The organism is Nocardiopsis nanhaiensis (assembly GCF_054778635.1).
Map to the genome: position 1 here is coordinate 1 of NZ_BAAGZJ010000050.1, position 23,498 is coordinate 23,498.

Below are 23,498 nucleotides of genomic sequence, written 5' to 3' on the forward strand. Positions count from 1 at the left end.
GCGAAGAGGAACAGTGCGGCCGCGTACGTCACGATCATCGCGATGATCAGCGTGTCACTGGCCGACGCCATCGTCTCGTCCACCGGTCCGGCGAGTGTGTACGTCACCGGTCACTCCCTCTTGTCGTTGAAGGGTCGGATGGGGTGTGGGGATTGTCGTCGGACTCGCTCCGGAGCCTTCCGGCAAGCTGCTTGGTGATCTCGTGGAACTCCTGGTTGTTTCCGCCCACCTCGGTCTTGCCGAGCCCGGCCAGCTCGACCCGGGTCCTGCCGTCCTCGTCCTGCGTGGCGCGGACCCACACGCGTCGGGGGCGCACGAACAACGTGAGGAGCAGGCCGACCACGGCGGCGGTGGCCGCGCCCAGTGCGGGCAGCCGGGCCCCGTCCCGGTTGGTCTGCAGGGAAACGTAGTCCTTGACCCCGGTGAAGGTGACCGTGCCGGCCCCGTCTGGCAGATCCCAGCTGTCGCCCACGCCCAGCACGGGTGACTCCCCGATCTCCTCCATCCCGTCCGTCTGGAGCTGGTAAACCGACTGCGGGTCGATCATGCCCAGGTCGCCCTGGTAACCCTCCAGGGTCACCATCGGTTCCTCTGCCCCGGGGAACGTGGAGACCAGCTCGCCCTCGTTGTCCTCGCCCGCGGTGGGCAGGAGGACCCCGACGAAGCCGAGCCCCTCCCCGCCGGTGTCGGGCACCTTGATGACGCCGTCGGAGGTGTAGGTCATGGTCTCCCGGTGCAGGAACGGGACCGCCTGGTCGAAGACCAGGTCACCTTCGGCGTTGTGCACCTCGAACTCCGGGGCGTAGCCGTGGCCCAGCAGGTAGACCTGCACCCCGTTGACGCTCAGCGGGTGGTTCACCTCGAGCGTGTGCTGCTGCTCCTCCGCCTCGGGCGACTCCTTGTAGGTGATGTCCGCGACGTAGGACTCCGCCTGGCCGCGCAGGTCGCCGTCCTCGATGAAGGTCGCCTCGAAGTTGTCGAGGTGCATCGTGAAGGGCTCGAACTCGTCGGTGTTGGTCCAGTGCCCCGGGTAGATGGCGTCGTAGGAGGGCAGCGTGTTGGCGAACCCGTCGCCCTCGACGATCAGCATGTTGCCCCGGTAGCCGAAGAAGGCACCGGCGGCCAGGGCCAGCAGCAGGGCCAGCAGGGCGAGGTGGAACAGCACGTTCCCGAACTCGCGCAGGTAGCCGGTCTCACCGGACACCGAGTCCCCGTACCGCTCCGTGCGGTACCCCTTGAGGACCTTCCGGGCCTGGGAGAGTGCCGTCTCGGGCTCGGCGTCGGTACTGAAGCGGGCCACGTAGGGCATCCGGCCCAGGTTGCGCGGGGTGCGCACCGGCCGGGCCCGGACGGCCTTGGCGTGGAGCATGGCGCGCGGGATCACGCACCCGGCCAGCGAGACGAAGAGCAGCAGGTAGATCGCCGCGTACCAGGGGGACGAGAAGACGTCGAAGAGGTAGAAGCGGTCCAGCCAGGGCGCCAACTCCGGGTTCTCCCGGAAGAAGGTGCTCACCTCGTCGACGCTGACCACGTTCTGCGGCAGGAAGGAGCCGGGGATGGCCCCCACCGCTAGGAGGAAGAGCAGGATCAGTGCGGTGCGCATCGAGGTGAGCGTGCGCCAGATCCAGCGTGCCCAACCCTTGATGCCCAGGCCCTTGGGCCCCTGAGCGGGGTCCTTCCCCGCGGTCGTCTTCTCCGAGTTCTCGGACGTGCTCGTGGTCAATTCAGATCACCGTCTGGAAGTTGGCGGCCCAGCCCTGCATAACGATCATCAGCTGTGTCCAGAGCCCGGACACCATGGCCAGGCCGACGACGACGAGCATGACGCCGCCGAACACCATGACCGTCCTGGTGTGGCGCTTGAGCCAGCCGAAGGCGTTGAGTGCACGCCGGTAGAGCAGCGAGGCGAGGATGAACGGCAGCCCCAGGCCGATGCAGTAGAGGAGGGACAGGAGCATGCCCCGGCCCGCGCCCCCTTCGACGAAGGCGAGGGTCTGCACAGCGGCCAGTGTCGGGCCGATGCACGGAGTCCAGCCCAGGCCGAAGAGCACCCCGAGCAGGGGTGCCCCGGCCAGTCCGGCGCGGGGCAGGCGGTGGAAGCGGAACTCGCGACCGAACCCCGGCATGAAACCCATGAAGGCCAGGCCGAGAACGATCGTGAGCGCACCGAGCACCCGGGTGATGGGGTCGGTGTAGTCCATGAAGAGGTCGCCGAGCCAGCCGATGAAACCGCCGACGGCGATGAACACGAGGCTGAAGCCCATGATGAACAGGATGCTGCCGGTGACCATAGTCCACCGGCGCTGGGCGAGTTCGGCGTCGACCTCGGCGACGGTGCGGGTGGCCGTGGCCGTCCCCCCTTCGCCGGAGGCTCCCTCCTCGTCGTCGCGTACGTGGGACCCGCTCATGCCGGACACGTAGGAGAGGTAGCCGGGAACCAGTGGGAGCACGCACGGGGAGAGGAACGAGACCAGGCCGGCGGCCAGAGCCAGGGGCGCGGCGAGAAGGAGGGAGCCGGTCAGGACGGTGGTGCCGATCGGGTCCATCAGTCGCCGTCCCCGGTGCCGGTGTCCTCGTCGCCCTCGGCGTCACCCTCGCCCGTGGCGTCCTCTTCGTCTGCGTCGTCCTCGGTGTCGTCCTCGGCGTGGCCCTCCTCCTCGGAGACGCGGGGCCGGTCCTCGGGGTCGCCGAAGTCGAACTCGACCACCAGCGGGTCGACGAGGTCGGTGAGCTGCCCGTAGGTGGTGGGACCGATGACCCGGGCGGCGATGTTTCCGTCGGGGTCGATGACCAGGGTGCTGGGGATCGCGCGCGGTGGGACGGTGTTCCGGAAGGCCTGCGGGATCTCACCGGGCTGGTCGTTCAGGCTCGGGTAGAGGATGTCGCCGCTGTCGATGTAGGCCAGTGCGGCGGTCTCGTTGTCCTTGATGTTCACGCCGAGGAAGTCCACGCCGAGTTCACCGTACTCGGCGTGCACCTCGTCCAGGACGGGCTGTTCCTCACGGCAGGGCCCGCACCAGCTGGCCCACACGTTGAGGACGAGGATCTCGCCCTCGTACTCGCTCAGGGAGAGCTCGTCACCGTCGAAGGTGGTCCCGGTGACGTCGGGGGCGGCATCGCGCTCTCCGGCCTCGAAGACGGTGGCGCTGCCGTCGCCGGCGATGAACCGGTCCTCCTCGTCACCGGACTCGATCTCGGTGCCGCCGGCACAACCGGACAGGGTAAGGACTGCGGCTAGAGACCAGCAGTAGGGGAGTCGTGATCGTCGATGGCCAAAGAAGGCCGGACGACTCCAAATGAAGAGCTGTCCGGATTTGGGTGTGGTAGTGCGCGTGATGGGGCGGATTCGGTGGTTGGGCAGAAGGGAGAGAACTCGATGATAGGGGTCCAGAATGCACAGGCTGGTTGTCAGGTTCTTGTTCACGGGTGTTGGCTCCTGCTCGGGGCACACGCCTGAAGGCGAGACCTCGTGATCACGACAAGGAAAATGGGGAACCGTACTGAGCGGCTCACGCGACGAACAGGCGAAGCGCGGTGCTCTACGGACTGGTCGTGATCTACACCCGTTGGACGCAGAGGAACGTTAACAGCCCATCCCCCTGGCGTAGGGGAAGGTCCTCATGCGTGGAACGAGCCGAGGGGGCCACTTGCGGAAGCTCGAGCACGTCGAGCAGCGGAAGAACGGTCAGCGGATCGAGCAACGGACTCGAGGCGACCGAAGGCGGACTCTGCGGAACTCCGCACTCGTGGGATGCTTGGACGCCTTCTGTGCTGGGCGTCGCAGAACGTTCCACCGACTTGGTGAACTCGGCGGGCACGGACGTCGAGCTGGCGGGGCCCGACGGGGCGTTCGCTTGCATCACGGCGAACACGCAGGTCACGGACATCAGCACAAGCAAGGCAATGAGCACCACGAAAGTGCTCATGCGCTTGGTGTTGACGTCGCTTCCCATGACAGGCACTGTACCTGTCCATCAGGCGCCCGGTTGATCGGGTCGGTTCATACAGGATGGGGGTCGCTCAAATTCCGATCCCGCACCGTGTAGGCACGGTGAGTTCAACCGGTCGACTATTGGAGTCGGGGGTTGTGTCGCACAAACTCAACCCGACACAATGCGAACCTTCAGCCTTTGATCGAGCGACCACAGATCGAACTCTTCCAGATCACGCCAAGGTTCGCAGGGACGGATACCGCGGTTTGCAGGTTTCGCGCCAGGGTGCGGGGGAGTCTTCCTCCCGTTGGTCCCGATAGGTCACCACCATCGCTGTGCTGATGTTGGCTCTGATCACGGCGGTGGTGAGCTACAGCCATATGTATGAACCCGCCCCTCACCATGGTGAACTCGAGTGGCGGACCGCCCTCTTCCCGCTCAGTGGACGGCGTGATCGTAGCCTCGTCCATGACGTTGCTTAGCGATGCCCGCAACGGCTGCCGCGGCGGTGCCCTCAAGGAGAAGCTGTCTCCTGCGTCTCTTCCAGCCTCCAGCGAGCTTTCGGCAAGCACCTCTCCTTCGGCCGAGGCCCCGCCGCTGCGGCCTGTCGGGGCATTCGGGAGGGGAATGCTGAGGAGTGCGCATCTCAGAGGCCGCGGGCCAAGGACGCGGACCAGCGTGCTGCCGCCGCGGCGGAAGCGGCCTGGTGCTGACGGTGCAGGTGCCCGCCGTGCCCCCTAACGTGTGGGCAGCGCGCGGTGCTCGCGCCGCCCGCGGAGCGCGTACCAGTCAGGCCCAGTAGCTTGTACACCGCTAGAACCGTGGCCGTGAGCAGCACCAGAAAGGCGAGCGCGGCGTGCAGCTCGGAAGAGGTACATCAGGGACCACTACGGGGTTCGACGCGCCCGGATCCCTGTAGCGCCGTCCAAGTCCTCAAGGATTGGTGTGCTACCCACCCGCTTAGTGCAAGAGCGAACCGGCGTCCAGCGCTTGGGATGTGGGTTCCGAGCGTTCTCAACGTCAGGGGGTGTCATGAGTGTGGCAAGTCAGATGTTGGAGACCTATTCTAAGGATTTCGGAGGTGTGGACCGCGAGAAGTGGCTGGCCTGTATCGAAGCGTGCTTTGAGTGCGCCCAGGCGTGTGCGGCGGGCGCGAACGCCTCTCTGAGCGAGGACATGATCGCCGACCTTGTCAAGTGCGTCCGTGCCAACCTTGACTGCGCCGAACAGAGCGAAGCGACCGGGCGGGTGCTCTCGCGCCACACGGGCTACGACGCCAACATGATTCGAGCCGTGCTGGAGGGGCCTGCGAGCAGACCTGCAAGACCTGTGCGGACCAGTGAGTGCGAAGCGCATGCCTCCGAGCACGGGCACTGCCGCGTGTGCGCGCAGGCGTGCCGACGCTGTGAGCGTGCGTGTCGTGAGCTGATCGACGCGCTGTGATGTGACTGACCCGCCTGCGTCGGTGTTCAAAGGATGCCGACGCGGCCAGGCATCGCCTGCGGGTGCGCTTGATGGAGGGTGGCGAGTCGACGGAGTACGGCACCGCTGACCAGTACGTTTCTGGACGCACGTCATGTGGTGTTCCTCGCCGCCCGACGTTTTCCTGGAGTGTGTGCGAGGGCTTGACGGTTTGGGTAATCTGCTTGCGTGCCCACAGCTGCTCCGCGAACAGAGCCACGACCCTGGACCAGGGTCGTGTTCATGATGCTGCTCGCGCTCGGCGTAGCGGTCGTCTCCCTGTGCCACACCGACGCGGCGCCGCACGAGGTCTCTGTTGCCGCGGTGGTCACTTCAGACCAGAACGACGCGGAGGTCTTGTCCCCCGCAGCGCAGGACGAAGAGCACTGCGACGAGGCCGGATTGCTGGCTGACCAGCGCACCGGTTCGCTTTCGGCATCCATCCTGTTGGGGCTGGGTGTCTTCGCCTTCGCGGGACTGCCCGTACTGCCACCGAGGGTGACACCGGTTTCCCGGTCGGCTCGATGGCCGCACCGTGTCCTTCCCCTCGGAGGAACCAGGGCACTCGTTTCCCTGTGCGTTCGCCGGGTGTAGACCGCCCGCCCCACTGCCGCCTGCGCGAACCCGGCGACCCTTGTACCGCACCCGTCGGCGCTGAGATCCCCCACTCGGCCCGAGCCAGGTAGCTCCCAGTGCCGTCGGCGGCCGTGCACGCGTCGCTTGCCGCCTTCGCCCAGTGGCGTCCGCACATCTCCCCTCGACGCCTAGGCGGTCCACGGGCGCACTTCCCGTACACCCCTTTTCCTTCCCTCAGCCATGCCTTCGGGGCATGGATCCTTGACGCCGAGGTCCGCATGAAGAACGAGCACCTTACGAGTGCCAAAAATCTGATGTTCGCCACTGTGGCTTGTGTGGCCGCAGCTGGCCTACTCCTGCCCACCGCTGTGGCAAACGCCGAGCCCGAACCCACTAAGGAAGAAGTAGAGGAGCGGATTGAGGAACTGCTTCAGGAGTCCAGCACGCTCGTCCAGGATTACAACGAGGCACAGGAGCACCACGACGCGGTCGAGGCGAAGGTCGAGGAGACCGACGGCCAGATCGACTCCGAGGAAGAGCGCTACGAGGAGTTGAGCTCGAAGGTCGTTGAGCTGGCAAGCGCCAGCTACCAGTCCAACGATCCCGACTCGGTGACCACGGCGCTGTTCGTGGACAACCCGTCGGAGATCTTCGAGCAGTCCGCCGACCTGTCCTACCTCTCCGAGGCGCGAAGGCTGGAGCTGGAGGCCTTCGCTGAGAGTGACGCGCGCCTGATCGCCCTCAAGGCCGACGCGGATGAGGCCTACGACGAGGCCGCCGAGCAGCTGGAAGAGCTTGAACAGCGCCAGGAGGAAGTGGAGGACAGTCTCGCCGAGCAGGAAGAGTTGCTCGCCACCTTCGAAGGGGAGAATCCCACGGCGGAGGGCGAGTCGCAGACGGATGCCGAACCCACCTACACCGGCTCTGCCTCGGGTGACGCGCGCGCTGCCGTGGAGTTTGCCTACAGCAAGATCGGCACGCCCTACCAGTGGGGCGGAACCGGGCCCAACGGCTATGACTGTTCCGGTCTCACGCAGGCGTCCTGGGCGGCTGCCGGGGCGGACATTCCCCGGACCACGTACACCCAGTACGACATGCCCAACACCGTGGGCTGGGAGGACATCCAGCCGGGCGACATCCTCTTCTTCTTCCCGGACCTTGGCCACAACGGTCTCTACGTTGGGAACGGTCTGATGGTGCACGCTCCCAGCAGCGGTAAGACTGTCTCCGAGGTGCGGCTCGCCGACTACTGGGCTCAGCACTTCGTCGGTGCCCGCCGGCCCTGAATACCACGGGGGTGACACAAGGGTGACGTCGATTACGAGGGCGACGGGCGTGCTTGCGTGCATGGCCGGTGTGGTCTTCGGGTGTCGGTGCAGAAGCCCCTGTGTTTCAGACGTTCGTTTAAGAGTTCCCAAGGTCTGGGACTTGACCTGTCCGTTTTCTTCGGCCGACGACGAGTTCCGGCATGAGTGGCTGCCCAGGCCGTTATGCCTGCGTCACCCGCCTTCCACACGTACATACAGGCACCGCGTCCGTTCGAGGTGCCACGTGGTGAAGCAAAGCAACAGAAAGGATGATCGATGATGGTCCTCTTCAAGAGAGCTCTGATCCCCGCGGCGACTGCCTTCGCCGCCACAGTCTTCCTGGCCGCGTGCGGGGGGGCAGAGGAGGACGCCGCTCCCCCGGCTTCGGAGACCTCCGAGCAGGACACCTCGGAGTTCAACGACGCCGATGTCGCCTTCGCTCAGATGATGATCCCCCACCATGAGCAGGCCACCACTATGGCCGAACTGGCTCAGGGCCGCGCGGGGGACGAGGTCCAGGCGCTGGCTGAGGAGATCAAGGCCGAACAGGGGCCCGAGATCGAGCAGATGAACACTCTCCTGGAGTCGTGGGGCCAGGAACCCATGGACGGTATGGACCATGACGGCATGGAAGACATGGACCACGAGGGCATGGAAGACATGGACCACGAGGGCATGGCCGGCATGATGTCCGAGGAACAGATGGCCGAGCTAGAGGCGGCCGAAAATGAAGAGTTCGACACCATGTTCCTGGAGATGATGATCGAGCACCACGAGGGCGCCATCGAGATGTCCCAGACACAACTTGACGAGGGCACCAATCCCGAGGCGCGTGCTCTGGCCGAGGACATCATCGACGCGCAGCAGTCCGAGATCGAGCTGATGAACGAGATGCTTGGATCCGGGGCGGAGGACGACGACCGCGACGCGTCGCCGCCCGAGGACGAACACGACGGCCATTGATGTACCCGGGTGGTGTCGGTCTTACCAGACCGGCACCACCCGTTGTCCGGGCGAGCCGGGCCCTGCTGGAACAAAACCGTCAGAGGGGCGGCGCCTGCTTCGTAGAAGGAAGAACAGCAGCAAAAGGGCATCGGGAACACGTCCAGGGTGCGAAAAGGCCGGTTCCGGCCAGTGCTCACAGAACCGCCTCACCTATCACTAATGTAGTAGTAAGTGATGGAACTCCCCGGGACATGGGGAGGAGGGGGCAGCACCATGCCAGACGACGATGCGGGCATCCTGGTCACCGCTGCAGGAGCAGAGGGCACGGCGGGCAAGATACTGCGGTTACGCGATGCGGGCTACCGGGTGGTCGCGGTGGATATCGACCCCGGGGCGGCGGGCCTCTACCTGGCGGACCAGGCGTACGTGGTTCCCCATGGTCAGAGCCCCGACTTTGCTCCTGAGATCCTCCGCATCTGCTCGCTGGAACGGATCAGGGCGATCGTGCCGTTGGTCGATGAGGAATTGGTCACGGTGTGGAACCTGGCTGGTCACGGAGTGCAGATCATGCTGCCGCGGGCGGAGGTCGTAGCCCGCTGCTTGGACAAGCTGGTGCTCATGGAGGTCCTGCACGGGGGCGGGGTACCCGTGCCGAAGACGCGCCTGGCCGCGTGCGGACACGACGGCTTGCTTTTTCCGGTCATCGTGAAACCGCGGTGGGGGCGGGGGAGCAGGGGGGTCTTCGTCGCCCGCGACGAAGCCGAACTCATACTGGCTCTGGACCGTGGCGAGGACGAGCTCGGCCGCCTCATAGCGCAGGAGTACGCACGGGGCCGGAGTACTCCGCCTCCGTCGTCCTCTGGCGCGACCGTCGCGTCCAGGCCGTCGTTCCCAAGGAGGTGATCCTCAAAGAGGGTTCTTCGCGTTACGCCATCAGCCGTCATCACGCAGCTGTCACCGAGGTGTGCGTCAAGACCGCGCACGTGCTCGATGCCGACGGTCCCCTCAACGTCCAGATGCGTACGGACTACTCGGGCACACCGTACGTATTCGAGGTCAATCCGCGTTTCTCCGGTAGTTCCGCGTTCACCGCGGCGGCGGGGGTTGACGAAATCGGCGGCCTTCTGGAGCAGGCTCTCGATGATGACCGGAGCACCCTCCACGACACGTGGCGCGAGGGTGTCGCCATGGTTCGGCACTCGGTGGAGACCTCCGTCGACGAGCCTGCTTTCGCCCAACGCCACCGCTCACTCCGGCGGCGCGGTTAGCCCAGCGCCTCCGGTCGCCCTCCGGGCGGTTCACCGCGGTGTGCGTAGGCGCCCCTCGCGGTCACGGCGTCTACCCGGAGATACTGGGACGAAGACAAGAATCGGAAACCTGAGGATGAGATGGTACGCAAGAAGCTCGGACAACTGGAGGCCGAAGTGCTGGCCGTACTGGCTGGTGCTGAAGGATACCTCTCGACGGGGGAACTGCTCGAGGAGCTCGACGGCGCCCCCGCATACACCACTGTCAACACGGTTCTGTTCCGGTTGTTGGATAAGAAGATGGTCGAACGCTCCCAGCGCGGCAGGGGTTTCGTTTACCGTCTTGTCGTCGATGAGTCCGAACTGGCCGCCGAGCGTATGTTCGACCACCTCCGCGTGGCCAACGATCCCTCCAGTGTCCTCAACCAGTTCATTCACGGGCTCAGTACTTCGGAGGAGAAAGCCCTTCGCGCTCTGCTGGGCCGACGTGAGGAGTAGGCGTGAGTTGGCTGGTCTTCGCTCCCGCCGTGATTCTGACGGCACTGAGCCTGGCGCTCGCGTGGAGGCCTCTGCCGGTCCACCCGGCCTGGTCTGCGCGCATTCTCGTCATCTCGGTAGTGACCACGGCGCTGGCTGCTTTGAGCACGGCCCTGTTCGTGGCGGCGGTGTACCTGGCGCGGTTGCTGCCCGTCGACTCGGTTCTTTCCTCAGGCAGGGGCAGACTCCTCCTTGACCATGGGCCGATGCCGACCAATGTAGGCCTTATGGCCCTGTTTCTGTTGGCCGTCGGCCTGTTCGGAACCATCCGTGTGGGCGTCGGATGGTGGAGGGACATGCGCGCGGTGCGAGTGGACACTCCCAGCATCAGGGGCCATGAGACGCCGATCGCGGTCGCCGTTCCCGGCCACCGCGGTGGTGTACTTGTCTCCACGGGCATGATGCGCATTCTGTCTCGGGAACAACTCCAGGTGGTCTTTCGCCATGAACACGCCCACCTGCGTCACAGGCACCACGTCTACGCCATCCTGGGTGCCCTCTCTGCCGCGGTCTTCCCTCCGTTGAACTCGACCCAGAGGTCGCTGCGCCTGGCCTTGGAGCGTTGGGCGGACGAGGACGCCGCAGCGGCCATGGGGGACCGTGAACTGGTCGCCCACACCATCGCCCGTGTGGCTCTGGCGGCGCCCGCCCCCCGCTCGGCCTGGCATCTGGCATTCGCCCAATCCCAGGTGGTCCACCGTGTGGAGGCCCTGCTCGGTGACGCCCCGTCGGGGAGCCGTGTGGCGGGCCCGGCCCTCGTAGGTGGAACGGGGGTCGCCTCGGGCGGTATCGCCTCCAGCTGTGTCCAGCTCCACCATCTTCTCGGTCTGTTGCTCATCTGAACGATGGGCGACGATTTCCGTACTGATCGGTGCGGCCCCGCCGGTAGCCAATCCACGGGTACTTCACCACTGCTGTGCTTATCCCGGTTTTCTATTGTTTGAACCCGATGTGCAGATGGTCTAGGTGTACGGTGTCGGTGAAGGACGCCCCCGCGGAGGTCGAGATGGCCCAGGGGCCGCCGACCTCGGTGGCACCCTCTGCTAGTGATAGCTCCATCAGAACGCGGGCGGGATTGGTTCCCTCCTGTGAGCGCAGGTCGGAGACCGATACGCCGTCGACGGCCCAGATGTCCACCGCTCGGCCGTGGATGTGGTTGCTGACCGAGTCGCTGTTGAAAACGTTCACCGGGTGCCCGGTGGAAAGGACCGCTACCGAGATCGTGTGCTCGGCTGACAAAGTGAGCATCACCTCCAGTATCTGGTCGTCGATGCTCCCGTCGAGGATGTCCCAGCGTGCGCTGTCGGGGAGCTCGATCCGGTCGGAGGCCAGTACGCGTTCAGCCGAATCGGACGGAGTGGTATCGGTCTCGGGCGGCGCGCCCCCGTCCGAAGCGATCTCGGTGACCGTCCAGCCGTGTTCACTCTGTTCAAGGCGGACGTCGACCGTGCGTGCCTGTTGGGACAGTTCCGGCCCTCGGAGGGTGGAGAAGTCGATCACGGTCATGACGGATGCTCTGCCCTCCGTCAGTCCGCCCAGTTGCGGGTAGACGATCTGGGTGGCGGCCGCAGCGTCAGCAAAGAGCAGCGGGATATCCAGTTGGTCCGCGTTGTGGAGGACGTCGGCGGCCTCCAGACGCTTGCGGGCCGCTTCAGGGGTGCCGTTCCCCTCTTCGTAGTTGAAAGCGGCTTCGAGGAAGCGAACCGCCGTCTGCTTCACTTCGGGAGCGGGTTCGTCCCCGGCAACCTCGAACGCCGACACGGGTGGTAGAGCCGAGGTGGAGTCGGTCTCGTCCGCGTCAGTGGACGACTGTTGCGCTCCCTGCCCGGCGAAGGCGCAGGAGGTGAGGGAGAGGGTGATCGCGGCCAGGGCCGCGACGCGTCGCAGTGTCAACGTGATCTGTCCCAAGTAGCTTTTTGGCTGCTGGGCGGTCGTCGACCGCACCGTGCGTTCCGGGTGGCGTGTCCGCAGACTTGTCGATGTTCAGTGGTGGAGGCGAAGTCGGCCGCAAATTCTACTACATTGGTAGTAAGCAGCGCGGGTGGCCTTGCCCGCGGTGCCTTCGGCGAAAACGCGAGGGTGGATCGTGCCAATATCTATTACAAGTGTAGTAGATTGCGGTCATGTCCTCACTTCCACCTACGGAGACGCCCGTGGTTTCGCTACGCGTCATGGAGCTGCGGGATGTACCCCTCGCGGTCCGTCTGCACCGGCTGAACCTGCCAACAGGGTTCTTCGTTGAACTCGGCGACCGCTTCCTCGAGAGGTATTACCGGACCTTCCTCACCAGCCCCGCGGCGGTAGCACTCTTCGCCGAGGTCGAGGGCCAACCAGCGGGATTCCTCGTCGGGTCCATGGACGAGGCGGTACACCACCACCACATCCTCCAGCTAGAACGCTGGAGACTCGCCCGGGCTGGGATGATGTCTCTGCTCATCCGGCCGGAACTGACCGCGCGTTTCGTTCGCACGCGAGCGCGGCGCTACGCCAGGGGAATCCGCCGCTCCCAGACCGGGCCCAGCGCCGACTGGGGGGAGCGGCTCCGCACCGGGGTCCTCAGCCACGTCGCGGTGGAGGAGAACATGCGCCGCGCGGGAGTGGGGGCCACACTGGTCGAGCGGTTCGCCGATATCGCCCGACTCTACGGAACTCAGAGGCTCAGGCTCTACACCAGCTCCGACAACGAGTCAGCCAAGCGCTTCTACGAACGCCTGCACTGGAAGTCCCAGACGGACCAGGCGGACATGGACGGCAAACTGTGGACACCCTTCGTCCTTGAGCTCCAATGACTGGGAACACGTCGCTCGACCCTCGGGCGCCGATACACGCCGACCACCACACGATCGACTAGAGGACCCCGACAGGTGACGACCCCCACCACGGAACCACGCAAGCCGGACCTGGCAAGGTCCAGCGGCGTCATGGCCCTCGGTACCGCGGTTTCCCGCGTGACCGGATTCGTGCGCACGGTCGTCCTCGCGGCGGCGTTGGGAACCCAGCTCCTGGGGGACGCCTACAACACCGCCAACACGATCCCCTTCGTCGTCTACGACCTGCTCATCGGTGGCCTGATGGCCAGCGTCATCGTGCCGTTCCTGGTCAGGCGCCGCAAACGGGACTCCGACGGCGGCCACGCCACCGAACAGCGTGTGTTCACCGTGGCCCTGATCGCTCTCCTGGTGCTGGCCTCCGCGGCGGTCCTGGCCGCGGAGCCGCTGATCCGTCTCTACGCCGGGGAGTTCACCGACCCCCAATTCGACGTCGCCGTGCTCTTTGCCCGCTTCCTGCTGGCTCAAATCTTCTTCATCGGGCTCAGCGGCGTGTCCAGCGCCATGCTCAACACCCGCGGCAGGTTCGGCGCACCCGTGTGGGCCCCAGTGCTCAACAACGTCGTCATCATCTGTGTCGGACTGTCCTTCATCGCCGTTTCGGGCACGGGAGCCACCGTCGGGACGGTCACCGACACACAGGTCGTCCTCTTGGGGCTCGGAACGGCCGGGGCCATGGCGCTACAGGCCCTCGTGCTTCAGTGGGCGCTGTGGGCGGCCGGGTTCCGGTGGAGGCCGCGACTCGACCTGCGGGGTTCGGGGCTCAGCGAAGCGCTGAGCGCGGCCGGCTGGATGTTCGCGCTCGTGTGCACCATGCAGGCGGGGTTTCTGGTCACAGCCAACATCGCCAACCGGGCTGGTGTCGCGGCGGCGACTGGGGACGCGGGCGTCGGCGCGGGCTTGACCGCCTACAACTACGCCTACCAGTTGTTCCAGCTGCCCTACGCGGTCTTGGCGGTGTCGGTCATCACCGTCCTGTTGCCGCGGATGAGTGCGCACGCCGCCGACAACGAGTGGTGGAAGGTACGGGACGACTTCTCGCGAGGTCTGAGAACGGTTTCGGTACTGCTCGTGCCCATCGCGCTTCTGATGGCCGTCTACGCTGTCCCGCTGAGCATCCTGGTGTTCGCCCGTGGCAACACCTCGATTGAGGATGCGCGCGCTATCGGCCACGTGCTGACTGTCTTCGCCCTGGGGCTGGTGCCCTTTACCGTCTACCAGCTGATGCTCCGTGTCTTCTACGCGTCCGGGGACACGCGTAGTCCGGCGCTGATCAGTGTCGCCAATGTCGCGGTGCACACCGTGGCCGCCGTGGCCTCCTACTGGATTCTTCCTCCACACCAGGTCGTTATGGGGGTCGCGGCTGGGTTCATGCTCTCCTACGTATGCGGGCTGCTCATCGGGGGTGCGGTGCTCAGCCGCAGACTCGGCGGTATCGATGGGAGGCGGATCATATGGGTGGTGGCCCGGCTGCACTTGGCGGCGGTTCCCTCGGTGTTGCTCGCGGTGGGGGTGCTGCTGCTGGCCCGGGGCTGGTTCACCGGTGAGGCGGTCGCGTCCCTGGCTGCGATGGCGGTCGGGGTTGGTGTCGGGGTCCCGCTGTTCCTGCTGTCGGGACGGCTCCTCCGTATCGAGGAGGTTGGCGCTGTGATGGCGATGGTGCGTGACCGTATGACGCGGGCACGGGTATGAAATGACGGATCGATACCCGGTGACCGTATTTCGAAGGCGGGGTCTCCATGAAGGCACGGGTGTCCCGCACCGATCGACGCTTCCATCGTGCCGGGGGCGCGTGCCCGATGCGCACACGCTTGGCGCACCGCTCTCGCGCCGCGCACCCAGTTCTGCCGCTGGTCCTGGTCGTGTTCGTATTACTCTTCGTCGACCGCCAGGTAGTCGCAGTGTGGAACGTTTCCGCGGAGGCCGTTCACGCCGCGCCCAACGCCGCCGCTTCGGGCGGTGGACACTCCGCTCACACTTCACAGGTCGTCCTGGCCGACCCTGCGCGGTCACTATCTCCGGATCGGAGCCAACGGCTCTGCAAGGACGCGGTGAACGTCTTTCCGGGCCAGACGCTGGCCTGCGACTTCGCCGCGGACGCCCCGAGGCTTTAGATGACACACGGCCACAACCTCTGTCACGGCGAGCCCGGAATCCTGGGCGTGGTCGTCTGAACCGCTTCATGATCGCCCGCCGACATGAGGGGCGGGCGTGCGCATCGTGTCCTTCCCGATCCCTACTACCAATGAGGTCAGCAGCCGATGCCAATTACATGTCTCCCCGTCCTACGCTCCGCCTGCTTCGTGCTCTCCGCGGTCGTGCTCACCGCTTGCGCCTCCACTGGCACTGACGGCTCCGACTCCCCGCCCGGATCCATGCAGGGGGAAGGCTCTACGCCCGACGAGGTCCAACACGTGCACGGAATCGTCGCGCACCCCGACGGGGACGGTTTGATTCTGGGCACACATCACGGCATCTTGCACGTCGGACAGGACGGCGAGGCCGAGCCAGTCGGTCCGGTGATGGATTTCATGGGTCTGAGCGACGCGGGGCCGGGTCGGCTCGTAGCCAGCGGACACCCCGGCCCTGGCACGGACATGCCCAATCCGGTGGGGCTCATCGAGTCAACCGACGGCGGACGCACGTGGGAGCCACTTTCGCGAGTCGGCGAGTCCGACTTCCACGCGCTCGCGGCCACCGAGGACACGATCATCGGATTCGACGGAGTCCTCAGGGCCACCGACGACGGTGAGGAGTGGTTCGATCTCGATCCGGACTTGCAGGCCATCGGATTGACCGTCTCCGAGGATGCGGAGACCGTTCTGGCCACCACGCAGGAAGGGCTCCGGCGTTCGGAGGACGGTGGCCGTTCCTTCGATGACGTCGGCGAAGCACCGCCGCTGGTGTTCGTGGACTGGGTGCGGGGAGCCGAGACCGTCTACGGTGTCGATGCGGGGGGAACCGTCCACCGAAGCGAGGACACCGGACGGAGTTGGTCGGGCTTGGGATCGGCCGGTGGGCAGCCCGAAGCGATCTATGCCGATGCCGACCAGGTCGCGTTGGCGGTCGACGGAACGCTGGTGGTGTCCTCCGACGGCGGGAAGACCTTCGACGCCCTGGGGCCCGCCGGAGGCTGAGCGTTACCGTGAGCGGCAACGGGGCGATGGGACCTGTGCCGCATGTAGGACTGATCCTCCTGCCTGACGTTCCCCTTATACCCCTAAGGGGTACCATCCGGATATGAGTGATGCGATGAAGTCTGTGACACACTGCAAGCCCACCTGTGGTGCCGGTACTGCCGCGGTTGCTGTACCACCCCGCATCCTGGGCCTGTGCCTGAGTTTGCGTGTCATCCTTTCCGGACACTGCCCGGTGCGGGGCTGACTGGGCGTTTTCGGGGTTCGGTCGGTCTGGTTGAATTCGTCGGTCTATGGCTCAGAGGCAACCCGTCCCAGACATCCCTTGACAGCCCGGAGCGGTAGTGCATGGGTTCGAGTCGGGCCCGGATCCGAGTCGCAAGCTAGTTGATGCCGCCGAGACTGACTGCGCGGTATCGACGATCTGGCCAGCGTTCTCGGCTCCGCCCCGGTACGGCGCACTGTTCCACCACCGCGATCAAATGCCGGATCGCAGGGACCTCGCACAGTGACCCCGAACCGAGCATGGACCCCAGATACTTGCGGCCACCCTCCGTGTCGATACGACGCTGCGCTATTCAGCCTGGACAGTAAACGGAGCACCCGCGACTGCGGCATCGTCGGCCCTTCCGTCAGCCGACCTGACCTGAGCTGACCTGAGCACCCGACACGCATGGAGGAAAGGCCGCCGGAGTGCGTTTTGTCCCCGGCCCTGCAAGGGACCGGGGACGAAAGACGGGTGGTGTCAGGTTGTGGTTGTCAACGTCGTTTGAAAAGTGGTTCTGGCACGGATTTGATGAAGCCTCCGAAGAGGCCGCCTTCATGCGGCGAGGACGCGTTTGCGCAGCAGGTCTGGTTTGGCCCGTCCATACATCTGGCGCTTGAGCATCTTGAGCCGGTTGACGTGGCCTTCGACCACCCCGGAGCTGTAGGGCAGACTCAGCCCGGCGATCGCAGCGTCTCGATCGCGCCCCAGCCCGGCCGCGAAGGAGCCCAGCTCGGAGATCGGTGCCTGTGAGGCGCGTTCCATCCACGCATCCAACCGGTGCCCCCCGACGGGTCATGATCGCCGCGAAGCCCTGGACCAGGTCGCTGAGCAGCTCCAGCTCGGGGCAGTCGGCCAATACCTGCTTGAGCCCGGTGCGCTGGTCCTCCTCCAGGTGGTCGGGGTTGGTCATGATCCAGGCCGTGACCTGACGCACCTTCGGTGGCTTCAGTGGCGGGCCAGGCGGTGGGTGCTGTGAGCGCCAGGGGCGCACCGCATCACGCACGCTGGCGTAGCTTCCTCCATAGCCCTGTTCTTTGAGCTCGGTCCACAGCATCGACGCGTTCCGACAGCCTTCGGTGAACCGCTGGCGCAGGTAGCCCTCGAACGGGGCGATGGCCTTGAGGCGTTTGCCTGTTCCGTCGCCAGACTGAGCACGCACGACATACGGGCGAGGTTCTTCTGGCAGAACTGTCGTGAGCCTTAGCAAAGAGAGCCTCCCCTGGCGACACTCGGGGATGACTTCGCTGCGACCTCTACATGGCACAGCATCCCAATCGCCAGACACCAGGCACGTTCACACGGGTGTTCTCCGGCGCTGAGTGCGGGTTGCGGCTCGACCGCGACCTGAACACTGCGCGTAACATCGCTGCTCACGCGGAAGTCGTGTCAGCTTCTGGCACCGGTGCCCCTGGTAGAGGGGAGTCCATGAACGCCCGTGGAGGACGTGTCAACCTCAAGCCCTCTCGAGGGTCTGGGCGGCGTTCAGCGAAGCGGATCAAGCTGCTCGGGCCCCGGTCCAGAGAAGCACCGGTGTTGAACAGCGGCACGGCTTACGCTCAACACATGGACAATGAAACCTCGTCTTTCGACCCCCCACCTTTTTACTGGAGCGGTTTGTGGTTCTTCATGAGCGTCCTCTCCATTGGCATGGTCGACATACATTTCCCTCCGGACCTCGCCACGGTGCTCATCTGGGTTCCCATCTGCCTCGTGGCGTTCTTCGGCTGGCGCCTCCGCGGGCATCTCAAAGACGAGGCAGAGCGGGAGGCTCAGGACGAAGCAGCAGCCCAGGAAGCGGCTGACCGTGAGTGGGCGAGAAGAGTCGGCTTGGCCGATCGCACCACGCACAACACTGTCAACGGGTCGGTCAACGGCACCGTGATCCAAGGTGGTGACGTCCACGCGGATCGCGCCCCTGTCGAAGGGCATCCGTCGTGTCGCTGTGGGTCCGCCGTCTCGCCAGCGGGTAATCAGAAGTAGCCCTATGCTCCCCGCATGGATGACTACGAGAACCCCCCGGTACACCCCACAGAGCTTCTGCTCGCGAAGATCACGCTGGCTGTGCTCGGGATGGCCTTCGTGGCGGGCCTGGTATCGCTCCGTTTGCCCTCGGAACTCGCGGGTCGGCTCGCAGTGTTGCTGATGTTCGCCGCAATCGTGTTGACCGGGATTGCTCTGCACACGAGTGCGTGCATCAAGCGTGGGAGGAGGGTGCGCGCGCGTGAGGCCTATGAAAAGCGGAGTAGGCAGAACATGATCGATATGTTGCGGGCTGCGGGCATGGGCATGAGCAATACGGTGAATGGCCCGGTGCACGGCGTACTTGTACAGGGCTTTGACACTGGTGATGTTCACCTGCACGACCCCAGCATTGAGGACGATGTCCCGGACTTGCGGTCGCTCTGACTGTCCAGGGACGGCTTCGGATCATGGGGGCGGCTCGAGAGAAGGCGGGGCTCTGTGTCAGGAAGAACCCAGTGCCGTGGCCGGAAACGTTCACCCGGGTGCGTACACCCGGCTTCGGCAGTACCGCCGGATGCCCGGATGGAACCAGCCCCTCCCCCACCTGTTCCAGCAGCAGTTCAGAGAGAGCGCGACACTGATTCTGGACGCCATCGACGAGATGTACCCGCCGAACTCCGGCGAAGGCCCGCCCTGGTGTACCTGCACAACCCCGAACACCACCACCAAGAGCGGGGCGACCTCCACCGATGCCTACGGTCCGCCTTCGTCGTCCTGGAGGAGTTGTACGCCTCGGGAGCCATCGGCGGGTACGGCGTTTCCACCTGGAGCGGGTTCGACACCGGGGCCTTCACCGTCGCCGACCTGCTCCGCCTCGCCGAGGAAGCCGCAGGCCGACCCGAGAACGGGCTCTGCGCGATCCAGCTTCCCGTGTCCATGGTGAAGATCGCCCCCGTCCGCTAGAGCCTGGAAGGAAGCGGCCCCATCACCCAGGCCAGCCAGGCAGGATTACAGGTGTGGGCCTCGGCGCCCTTCCACGGCGGCGAACTGTTGCCGCTGATCACCCCGAAACTGGCCGAAGCGGTGCAGGGGATTATCTGGTCGCGCAGATGGCATTGGCTGACTCCACTACATCGACGAGTTGCAGCGAGAAACCTCAGCCTCAGTGCCCGTACCTTGAGGCGCATGATTCGTTCAATTTGCGATCAGTTGGAAGTAGATACACCAATCGAGGCTATCGTCCACCTGGCATCCAGAGGGGTCCTTCCCTCGCCAAGCGATAAAATACGTCCGAACCTCACCCCTGAGGAGATTGATCTTCTGGCCGAGATAGCCACCGGCGCAAACACTGAAGTCGCTGCTCGAAACTTAGAACTCGACAAGGGAACCCTTCGTCGCCGCATTCGCCGAATTTGCGACGTGCTCGGGGTGGACACACCTATTCAAGCGGTAGTTTGGGCTGCGTGGCACAAGCTGATTTAGCTAGGCGACGGCGAGCCCGTGGTTCTCGCGGGTAGTCGGCTGTGCTGTGTCGAGGTCCGAGTTCAGGACCATCGCGTTCGCGCCCGTCGTCGCAGTCGCGACACTGTCGACTCGGTGCCTTTCTTTTGCATGGTTTCGTTTGTCCAGGTGGATCTTCGGCGAATTATAGTTCGTTTGCTGCACCTCGACCGCGTCGAAGTTTTACGGGGTTTGTGAGATCCGCTCCGCCTAGGAACGTAACCGCTCAGGTCCGATGACGTTCAGGACAATCGTCGTTCCAGGGAGGAGCGAGAGCAGCTTCCTGGCTCGGACGAAACCAGAGCACGTAAGCTCCGTACAGGGTGTGGTCGGTGAGTTATTAGCCCGACCACCACAAGGCCCAGGTTTTGATGAGGGAGTGGTCCACAACCGGGACGGTAGTAAGTGGACGCTGAAGGCGGAGAGAAGTGACCAACAGTGGCCATCCGCTCGCCTGCGAGACGCAGTCGAAGTAGTCCCTCAGAGACAGTGCAGGTTGGGCATAGATGTCGTCTACGGCTACTCTTTTTCCTGTCTCGTGCTAGGCGCGATGGAGACCTAGATGTGTTCCGGTATCGACTCCCGTCACGTGCACGGGTAGGTAAGGAAGGTTCTGAAGTCAACGTGTCTGTTGCTGCTTTTCTAGGTGGAGAAGGCTTTGCTGGGCTGCTTCCATGAGCGCAGTGTGAGAAGTCACGGAGAGGATGTGGCCTGCAACCCCGCAGCGATGGGCGACTTCGCTTATGAGTCGGTGCTGCTCGGGGGAGAGCCAGTCACTCTGGTCTGGGTGGCCCAGAAGCTCACGTGCAATGTGGCCATCCCGCGTTGTTCTGACATCGCAAACCAGTGCGGTGATGATTTCCGCCTTCAGCGACGAGTCCGCCGTCAAGTCCGCTGCGCACAGTCCGAGCCGTGTCCTGAACAGGCCTCCCGCGACAGAGCCTTCCGCGCTAGCCAGGTATCTGCGCACCGTCGTTAACGCCGCCTCTTGCGTCGTGTCACGGTCGGCGCTGATGGTGCAGAACGCGGTCAGTACGGATGCGACAGCCTGTTCCCAAGGCTCTGTCGCCTCGGTGTCGGCTAGCAGCGCTAGGGCCTGGTCGTGTTCCCCGTCGGTGCTGTGAGCCAAGATGGAGATCTGGCGGCCATCGAACAACCGGTTACCGAGGCCGTTGTGGCGACGGACCTGTTCAAGGGCCTCCTTCCAGCGCCCCGCTGAGGCAAGCGCCTTTGACCCGTCGCTGAGCAGGACGGTCCACAACCACCGCACGACCTCTTGGTAGTCATCCGCGGTGCCAGCCAGCGTCTTGAAGTCCACGTTCAGCCCTTCACCGGTGCAAGTGGACTGTGCCCTAGCCGCCGTGAACAGGGAAACGAGCACCTGGTAAGCGTCGTCGCCGTGCCCGCCCCGAGTACGCAGCCGGGCCAGATTGATCAGTGGTTGCAGGGCGAGTTTGGCCGTCGCGGCATCGAACCCCATCGGCGACGTCAGGAAGACACGGGCCTGGCGCAGGCATAGCTCACGGGCGAGTTCAGGCATCCCGCAGTCGCTTGCCATGAGGGCAGCCAGGTTCAGAGCTGCGGCCGCCGTGTCCGCAGAACCGGCGCGGGAGCGAATCTGTTCCAGGCGTTGTCCTACCGGTGGACAGGCCGGTGTGGTGCGAGGAACCAGAGGGAAGCGCCGGGCGACACGTTCGAGGAGCGGCTGGTGGGTCATGCTGTCCTTTCCGGCCGGGTCGCCCGGCGATGATCAGGCGCGTGCCGGTCTCACCACGTGATGGTGAAGACGGTGTCGGACTTGACCACCCGGGTTCCGTCCGGGAGGTCCTCTGGCGGGGTAGTAGCAGGCTGAGCCATCACGGTGGGTTGGGGCGGCTTCTCGGCGGACCACTGCTGCGCCAGGTCGACCAGGTGCTCGGCCACGGCTGCACTGTCGGGGCCGTGGGCGAGGACACCGATCTCTTCGGTGTCCTCGTCGCGCTCGCGCAGAACCAGGTAGGCGAAGGTGTCGGTCCCGTTGTGCAGGGCTGCCCCTGCCCATCGCAGTGTCGGGTCGATGCCGTGCTCGCGGGCCTGGGGTGTCACGGAAAGGCGCCCGAAGTGGTCGGTGCGGGTGGCCAGCCACAGGTCCAGATGTGCCACGTCCTGCTCACCGGTGAAGGTAATGCCGGTCCACACCCGGTGCGGGGAGTGCTCCAGGGCTGTGCCCAAGGCGGCTGCGTCGGCCCCGTCCGCGGAGTCCACTGCAAACGACACCCCCGCGCCCAGGGACAGGGATCGGCCTGGGCTGTCGGAGGCTCCGCGCATGGGCACGAACCCGCACACCAGGGCTTCGGTTGCCACCATCTTCCGAGCACCAGTGCGCTCAAAGGGCAGGCTCCGTGTCAGACCGCTGCCGTGCAGCCGGACCGGCACCACAAGGCGGCCGTTGGGGGCAAGCTGCTCCCACCACGGAGTGGGGATGGTCCAGGCCCCCGCGGTGACGATGATCCGGTCGAAGGGCCCCTCAGCGGACGCGCCGTGGGCGCCGTCTCCGCGCACCACCTTGACCTGGTCATATCCTGCCTCGGCTAGATGGTGACGGGCGCTGTGGGCGAGGTCCTCGTCGATCTCGATCGTGGTCACCGACCCGCTTGGACCGACGATCTCGGTGAGCAGGGCGGCGTTAATACCGGTGGCGGCACCGATCTCCAGGACCCGGTGCCCCGGGCGGGCGTCCAGTTGTTCCAGCATGCTCGCGACCAGGTTCGGGTGCGAGGCCGAGGAGAGCGCGGCGCCGTCGGCGTCACGCTTGGTGATGACGACCTGTGGTTGATAAGCGCTCTCCAGGTCCGTCTCGGGCAGGAACAGGTGGCGCGGCACCGTGAGGAACGCGCTCTCGACCGCCGGGGTACGAAAGGTTCCGCGGCGCCGGATGTTCTCGACCAGAGTGTGGCGCAACCGTGCCGTGGTGTCGTTGTCGTTGATGGTGTTCACCCTGCTCAAGGTAGTTGTTTCGTTGCTTTCCGTGGCATGGGTTTGCGGAGGTCGCCGATGGAAGACCGCGGCAGCTGCAGCGCTGGCCATGAGCCCTTGCTCGGTGGCGCCGACACCTGCACGGTTCCATGCGAAGAGAAGGTGGTGGGCCAGCACGGCTCGCAGACCTCTGGTAAGACGACCGCTGTGTGCTAACTCCTCCAGGTGCGCCCCTGCGGTGTGGAAGGCACCGCTCCACCGTCGGTCCATGAACGGGTGCGGAAGTGCGGCTCTCAACAGCTGGCTGAGCCGGTCCACGTCGGTGCGAGTCGGTGAACGTTCGACGGGCCGGTGGGCGGCCACCCGGGCGAAGACGTCCCCGTGTTCGTACCAGTCCTGACCGGCGCCACGCAGCAGCGCACATGCCCGCAGGACGGCCAGGAGAGCACGGTGCCGCTCGCCGTTGTGACGCAGGTGCCCCAGAAGGTAGTGGCTGTCAGCTTGGAACAGTTGGTGGGCCTGGTCCATCCCCTCCGGCCCGCCGAAGGGGTGCACTTCGGGTTCGTAGATGGCCCGGGCCCACCGTAGGAGGGTTCCTTCGTGCACCCAGGAGTCCAGTACTTCCTCGATGTGTGTACGCGCGTGCACCACTTGGTCTGATGGCAACTGGAGGCGGATGCGCCAGCAGGCTCCCTTGCGGACGAACCACCACTGCGAAACCGTCCCGTCCTGCTGAGCGCCCGCTAGGGCAGGCCCCAGACGGGAGCACGCGGTTCTCTCCGCCTGACGCCAGTCGGGAAACCACAGGTTCAGCTGCTCCCAATTCTGCGGTGTTCGCATCCG

23 protein-coding genes and 2 pseudogenes are annotated in these 23,498 nt (G+C 65.2%); 16 read left to right on the top strand and 9 right to left on the bottom strand.

The window, feature by feature from the left end:
- The 5 genes and pseudogenes from ACYVD1_RS21910 to ACYVD1_RS21930 all read right to left on the bottom strand — a co-directional run.
- Nucleotides 1-107: pseudogene (locus ACYVD1_RS21910) on the bottom strand (c-type cytochrome biogenesis protein CcsB); the annotation flags it as partial.
- A complete protein-coding gene (gene resB / locus ACYVD1_RS21915; RefSeq protein ID WP_460775966.1) occupies nt 104-1,723 on the bottom strand; it encodes a cytochrome c biogenesis protein ResB in 1,620 nt (539 codons plus the stop codon). The pseudogene ACYVD1_RS21910 and the gene resB, both read right to left, overlap by 4 nt.
- 1 nt (nt 1,724) lies before the next feature.
- Nucleotides 1,725-2,546 carry a cytochrome c biogenesis CcdA family protein gene (locus ACYVD1_RS21920; protein ID WP_460764013.1) on the bottom strand — a complete coding sequence of 274 codons (822 nt, stop codon included), beginning with the start codon at nt 2,544-2,546 and terminating at the stop codon, nt 1,725-1,727.
- The gene (locus tag ACYVD1_RS21925; RefSeq protein WP_460776078.1) at nt 2,546-3,220 is read right to left on the bottom strand and encodes a TlpA family protein disulfide reductase; all 675 of its coding nucleotides are present in this window, start codon (nt 3,218-3,220) and stop codon (nt 2,546-2,548) included. Before ACYVD1_RS21925 ends, ACYVD1_RS21920 begins: the two co-directional genes overlap by 1 nt.
- A gap of 337 nt (nt 3,221-3,557) precedes the next feature.
- Nucleotides 3,558-3,953: a hypothetical protein gene (locus ACYVD1_RS21930; RefSeq protein WP_460763545.1), complete on the bottom strand. Its 396-nt coding sequence runs from the start codon at nt 3,951-3,953 to the stop codon at nt 3,558-3,560.
- A 359-nt stretch (nt 3,954-4,312) separates the two neighbouring features.
- Here ACYVD1_RS21930 and ACYVD1_RS21935 point away from each other — a divergent pair, with 359 nt between their 5' ends.
- The 9 genes and pseudogenes from ACYVD1_RS21935 (at nt 4,313) to ACYVD1_RS21975 (ending at nt 10,847) form a co-directional block, all read left to right on the top strand.
- Nucleotides 4,313-4,414 carry a hypothetical protein gene (locus ACYVD1_RS21935; protein ID WP_460763585.1) on the top strand — a complete coding sequence of 34 codons (102 nt, stop codon included), beginning with the start codon at nt 4,313-4,315 and terminating at the stop codon, nt 4,412-4,414.
- A gap of 601 nt (nt 4,415-5,015) precedes the next feature.
- Nucleotides 5,016-5,375: a four-helix bundle copper-binding protein gene (locus ACYVD1_RS21940; protein WP_460763548.1), complete on the top strand. Its 360-nt coding sequence runs from the start codon at nt 5,016-5,018 to the stop codon at nt 5,373-5,375.
- A gap of 261 nt (nt 5,376-5,636) precedes the next feature.
- Nucleotides 5,637-5,987 (top strand): hypothetical protein, encoded by a 351-nt coding sequence (locus tag ACYVD1_RS21945; RefSeq protein ID WP_460763553.1) that lies wholly within the window; start codon nt 5,637-5,639, stop codon nt 5,985-5,987.
- Between the two features lie 296 nt (nt 5,988-6,283).
- A complete protein-coding gene (locus tag ACYVD1_RS21950) occupies nt 6,284-7,255 on the top strand; it encodes a C40 family peptidase (RefSeq protein ID WP_460763557.1) in 972 nt (323 codons plus the stop codon).
- Between the two features lie 300 nt (nt 7,256-7,555).
- Complete coding sequence (locus ACYVD1_RS21955) at nt 7,556-8,239, top strand: DUF305 domain-containing protein (protein WP_460776081.1); 684 nt, start codon at nt 7,556-7,558, stop codon at nt 8,237-8,239.
- 255 nt (nt 8,240-8,494) lie between these two features.
- Nucleotides 8,495-9,001, top strand: a pseudogene (locus ACYVD1_RS21960) (ATP-grasp domain-containing protein); the annotation flags it as partial.
- Nucleotides 8,938-9,489 carry an ATP-grasp domain-containing protein gene (locus tag ACYVD1_RS21965; RefSeq protein WP_460775969.1) on the top strand — a complete coding sequence of 184 codons (552 nt, stop codon included), beginning with the start codon at nt 8,938-8,940 and terminating at the stop codon, nt 9,487-9,489. The pseudogene ACYVD1_RS21960 and the gene ACYVD1_RS21965, both read left to right, overlap by 64 nt.
- 120 nt (nt 9,490-9,609) lie before the next feature.
- Nucleotides 9,610-9,966 carry a BlaI/MecI/CopY family transcriptional regulator gene (locus ACYVD1_RS21970; protein WP_460763568.1) on the top strand — a complete coding sequence of 119 codons (357 nt, stop codon included), beginning with the start codon at nt 9,610-9,612 and terminating at the stop codon, nt 9,964-9,966.
- A 2-nt stretch (nt 9,967-9,968) separates the two neighbouring features.
- Nucleotides 9,969-10,847, top strand: a complete 879-nt coding sequence (locus tag ACYVD1_RS21975; RefSeq protein ID WP_460775972.1) for a M56 family metallopeptidase — start codon at nt 9,969-9,971, stop codon at nt 10,845-10,847.
- 91 nt (nt 10,848-10,938) lie between these two features.
- Here ACYVD1_RS21975 and ACYVD1_RS21980 read toward each other — a convergent pair whose 3' ends face one another.
- Complete coding sequence (locus ACYVD1_RS21980; protein WP_460775975.1) at nt 10,939-11,898, bottom strand: hypothetical protein; 960 nt, start codon at nt 11,896-11,898, stop codon at nt 10,939-10,941.
- 230 nt (nt 11,899-12,128) lie between these two features.
- Here ACYVD1_RS21980 and ACYVD1_RS21985 point away from each other — a divergent pair, with 230 nt between their 5' ends.
- From ACYVD1_RS21985 to ACYVD1_RS21995, 3 genes are all read left to right on the top strand, one after another.
- Nucleotides 12,129-12,794, top strand: a complete 666-nt coding sequence (locus ACYVD1_RS21985; protein WP_460775977.1) for a GNAT family N-acetyltransferase — start codon at nt 12,129-12,131, stop codon at nt 12,792-12,794.
- 75 nt (nt 12,795-12,869) lie between these two features.
- Nucleotides 12,870-14,525 (top strand): murein biosynthesis integral membrane protein MurJ, encoded by a 1,656-nt coding sequence (gene murJ / locus ACYVD1_RS21990; protein ID WP_460775980.1) that lies wholly within the window; start codon nt 12,870-12,872, stop codon nt 14,523-14,525.
- 569 nt (nt 14,526-15,094) lie between these two features.
- Nucleotides 15,095-15,970 (top strand): F510_1955 family glycosylhydrolase, encoded by an 876-nt coding sequence (locus ACYVD1_RS21995; protein WP_460775983.1) that lies wholly within the window; start codon nt 15,095-15,097, stop codon nt 15,968-15,970.
- 820 nt (nt 15,971-16,790) lie between these two features.
- On the opposite strand, the gene ACYVD1_RS22000 is transcribed toward ACYVD1_RS21995, so the two are convergent.
- Nucleotides 16,791-17,012, bottom strand: a complete 222-nt coding sequence (locus ACYVD1_RS22000; RefSeq protein ID WP_460775986.1) for a transposase — start codon at nt 17,010-17,012, stop codon at nt 16,791-16,793.
- 789 nt (nt 17,013-17,801) lie between these two features.
- On the opposite strand from ACYVD1_RS22000, the gene ACYVD1_RS22005 reads away from it, so the two are divergent.
- From ACYVD1_RS22005 to ACYVD1_RS22020, 4 genes are all read left to right on the top strand, one after another.
- Nucleotides 17,802-18,218, top strand: coding sequence for a hypothetical protein (locus tag ACYVD1_RS22005; RefSeq protein WP_460775990.1), 417 nt, complete (start codon nt 17,802-17,804; stop codon nt 18,216-18,218).
- Between the two features lie 15 nt (nt 18,219-18,233).
- A complete protein-coding gene (locus ACYVD1_RS22010) occupies nt 18,234-18,644 on the top strand; it encodes a hypothetical protein (RefSeq protein WP_460775992.1) in 411 nt (136 codons plus the stop codon).
- A 252-nt stretch (nt 18,645-18,896) separates the two neighbouring features.
- Nucleotides 18,897-19,163, top strand: a complete 267-nt coding sequence (locus ACYVD1_RS22015; RefSeq protein WP_460775994.1) for a hypothetical protein — start codon at nt 18,897-18,899, stop codon at nt 19,161-19,163.
- A gap of 282 nt (nt 19,164-19,445) precedes the next feature.
- Nucleotides 19,446-19,682 (top strand): LuxR family transcriptional regulator, encoded by a 237-nt coding sequence (locus ACYVD1_RS22020; RefSeq protein WP_460776085.1) that lies wholly within the window; start codon nt 19,446-19,448, stop codon nt 19,680-19,682.
- Nucleotides 19,683-20,319: 637 nt separating this feature from the next.
- Here the strand turns inward: ACYVD1_RS22020 and ACYVD1_RS22025 are convergent.
- Both ACYVD1_RS22025 and fxlM read right to left on the bottom strand, forming a co-directional pair.
- The gene (locus ACYVD1_RS22025; protein WP_460775996.1) at nt 20,320-21,417 is read right to left on the bottom strand and encodes a hypothetical protein; all 1,098 of its coding nucleotides are present in this window, start codon (nt 21,415-21,417) and stop codon (nt 20,320-20,322) included.
- A gap of 50 nt (nt 21,418-21,467) precedes the next feature.
- Nucleotides 21,468-23,495, bottom strand: coding sequence for a methyltransferase, FxLD system (gene fxlM, locus ACYVD1_RS22030; RefSeq protein WP_460775998.1), 2,028 nt, complete (start codon nt 23,493-23,495; stop codon nt 21,468-21,470).
- Nucleotides 23,496-23,498: the final 3 nt, after the last annotated feature.

Excerpts from the sequence above, each read along its gene's own strand:
- ACYVD1_RS21920 (WP_460764013.1), bottom strand. The coding sequence starts at position 2,546 with ATGGACCCGATCGGCACCACCGTCCTGACCGGCTCCCTCCTTCTCGCC.
- ACYVD1_RS21930 (WP_460763545.1), bottom strand. The coding sequence starts at position 3,953 with ATGGGAAGCGACGTCAACACCAAGCGCATGAGCACTTTCGTGGTGCTC.
- ACYVD1_RS21935 (WP_460763585.1), top strand. The coding sequence starts at position 4,313 with ATGTATGAACCCGCCCCTCACCATGGTGAACTCGAGTGGCGGACCGCC.
- ACYVD1_RS21945 (WP_460763553.1), top strand. The coding sequence starts at position 5,637 with ATGATGCTGCTCGCGCTCGGCGTAGCGGTCGTCTCCCTGTGCCACACC.
- ACYVD1_RS21950 (WP_460763557.1), top strand. The coding sequence starts at position 6,284 with ATGTTCGCCACTGTGGCTTGTGTGGCCGCAGCTGGCCTACTCCTGCCC.
- ACYVD1_RS21955 (WP_460776081.1), top strand. The coding sequence starts at position 7,556 with ATGGTCCTCTTCAAGAGAGCTCTGATCCCCGCGGCGACTGCCTTCGCC.
- ACYVD1_RS21970 (WP_460763568.1), top strand. The coding sequence starts at position 9,610 with ATGGTACGCAAGAAGCTCGGACAACTGGAGGCCGAAGTGCTGGCCGTA.
- ACYVD1_RS21985 (WP_460775977.1), top strand. The coding sequence starts at position 12,129 with ATGTCCTCACTTCCACCTACGGAGACGCCCGTGGTTTCGCTACGCGTC.
- ACYVD1_RS21995 (WP_460775983.1), top strand. The coding sequence starts at position 15,095 with ATGCCAATTACATGTCTCCCCGTCCTACGCTCCGCCTGCTTCGTGCTC.
- ACYVD1_RS22005 (WP_460775990.1), top strand. The coding sequence starts at position 17,802 with ATGGACAATGAAACCTCGTCTTTCGACCCCCCACCTTTTTACTGGAGC.
- ACYVD1_RS22010 (WP_460775992.1), top strand. The coding sequence starts at position 18,234 with ATGGATGACTACGAGAACCCCCCGGTACACCCCACAGAGCTTCTGCTC.
- ACYVD1_RS22025 (WP_460775996.1), bottom strand. The coding sequence starts at position 21,417 with ATGACCCACCAGCCGCTCCTCGAACGTGTCGCCCGGCGCTTCCCTCTG.
- fxlM (WP_460775998.1), bottom strand. The coding sequence starts at position 23,495 with ATGCGAACACCGCAGAATTGGGAGCAGCTGAACCTGTGGTTTCCCGAC.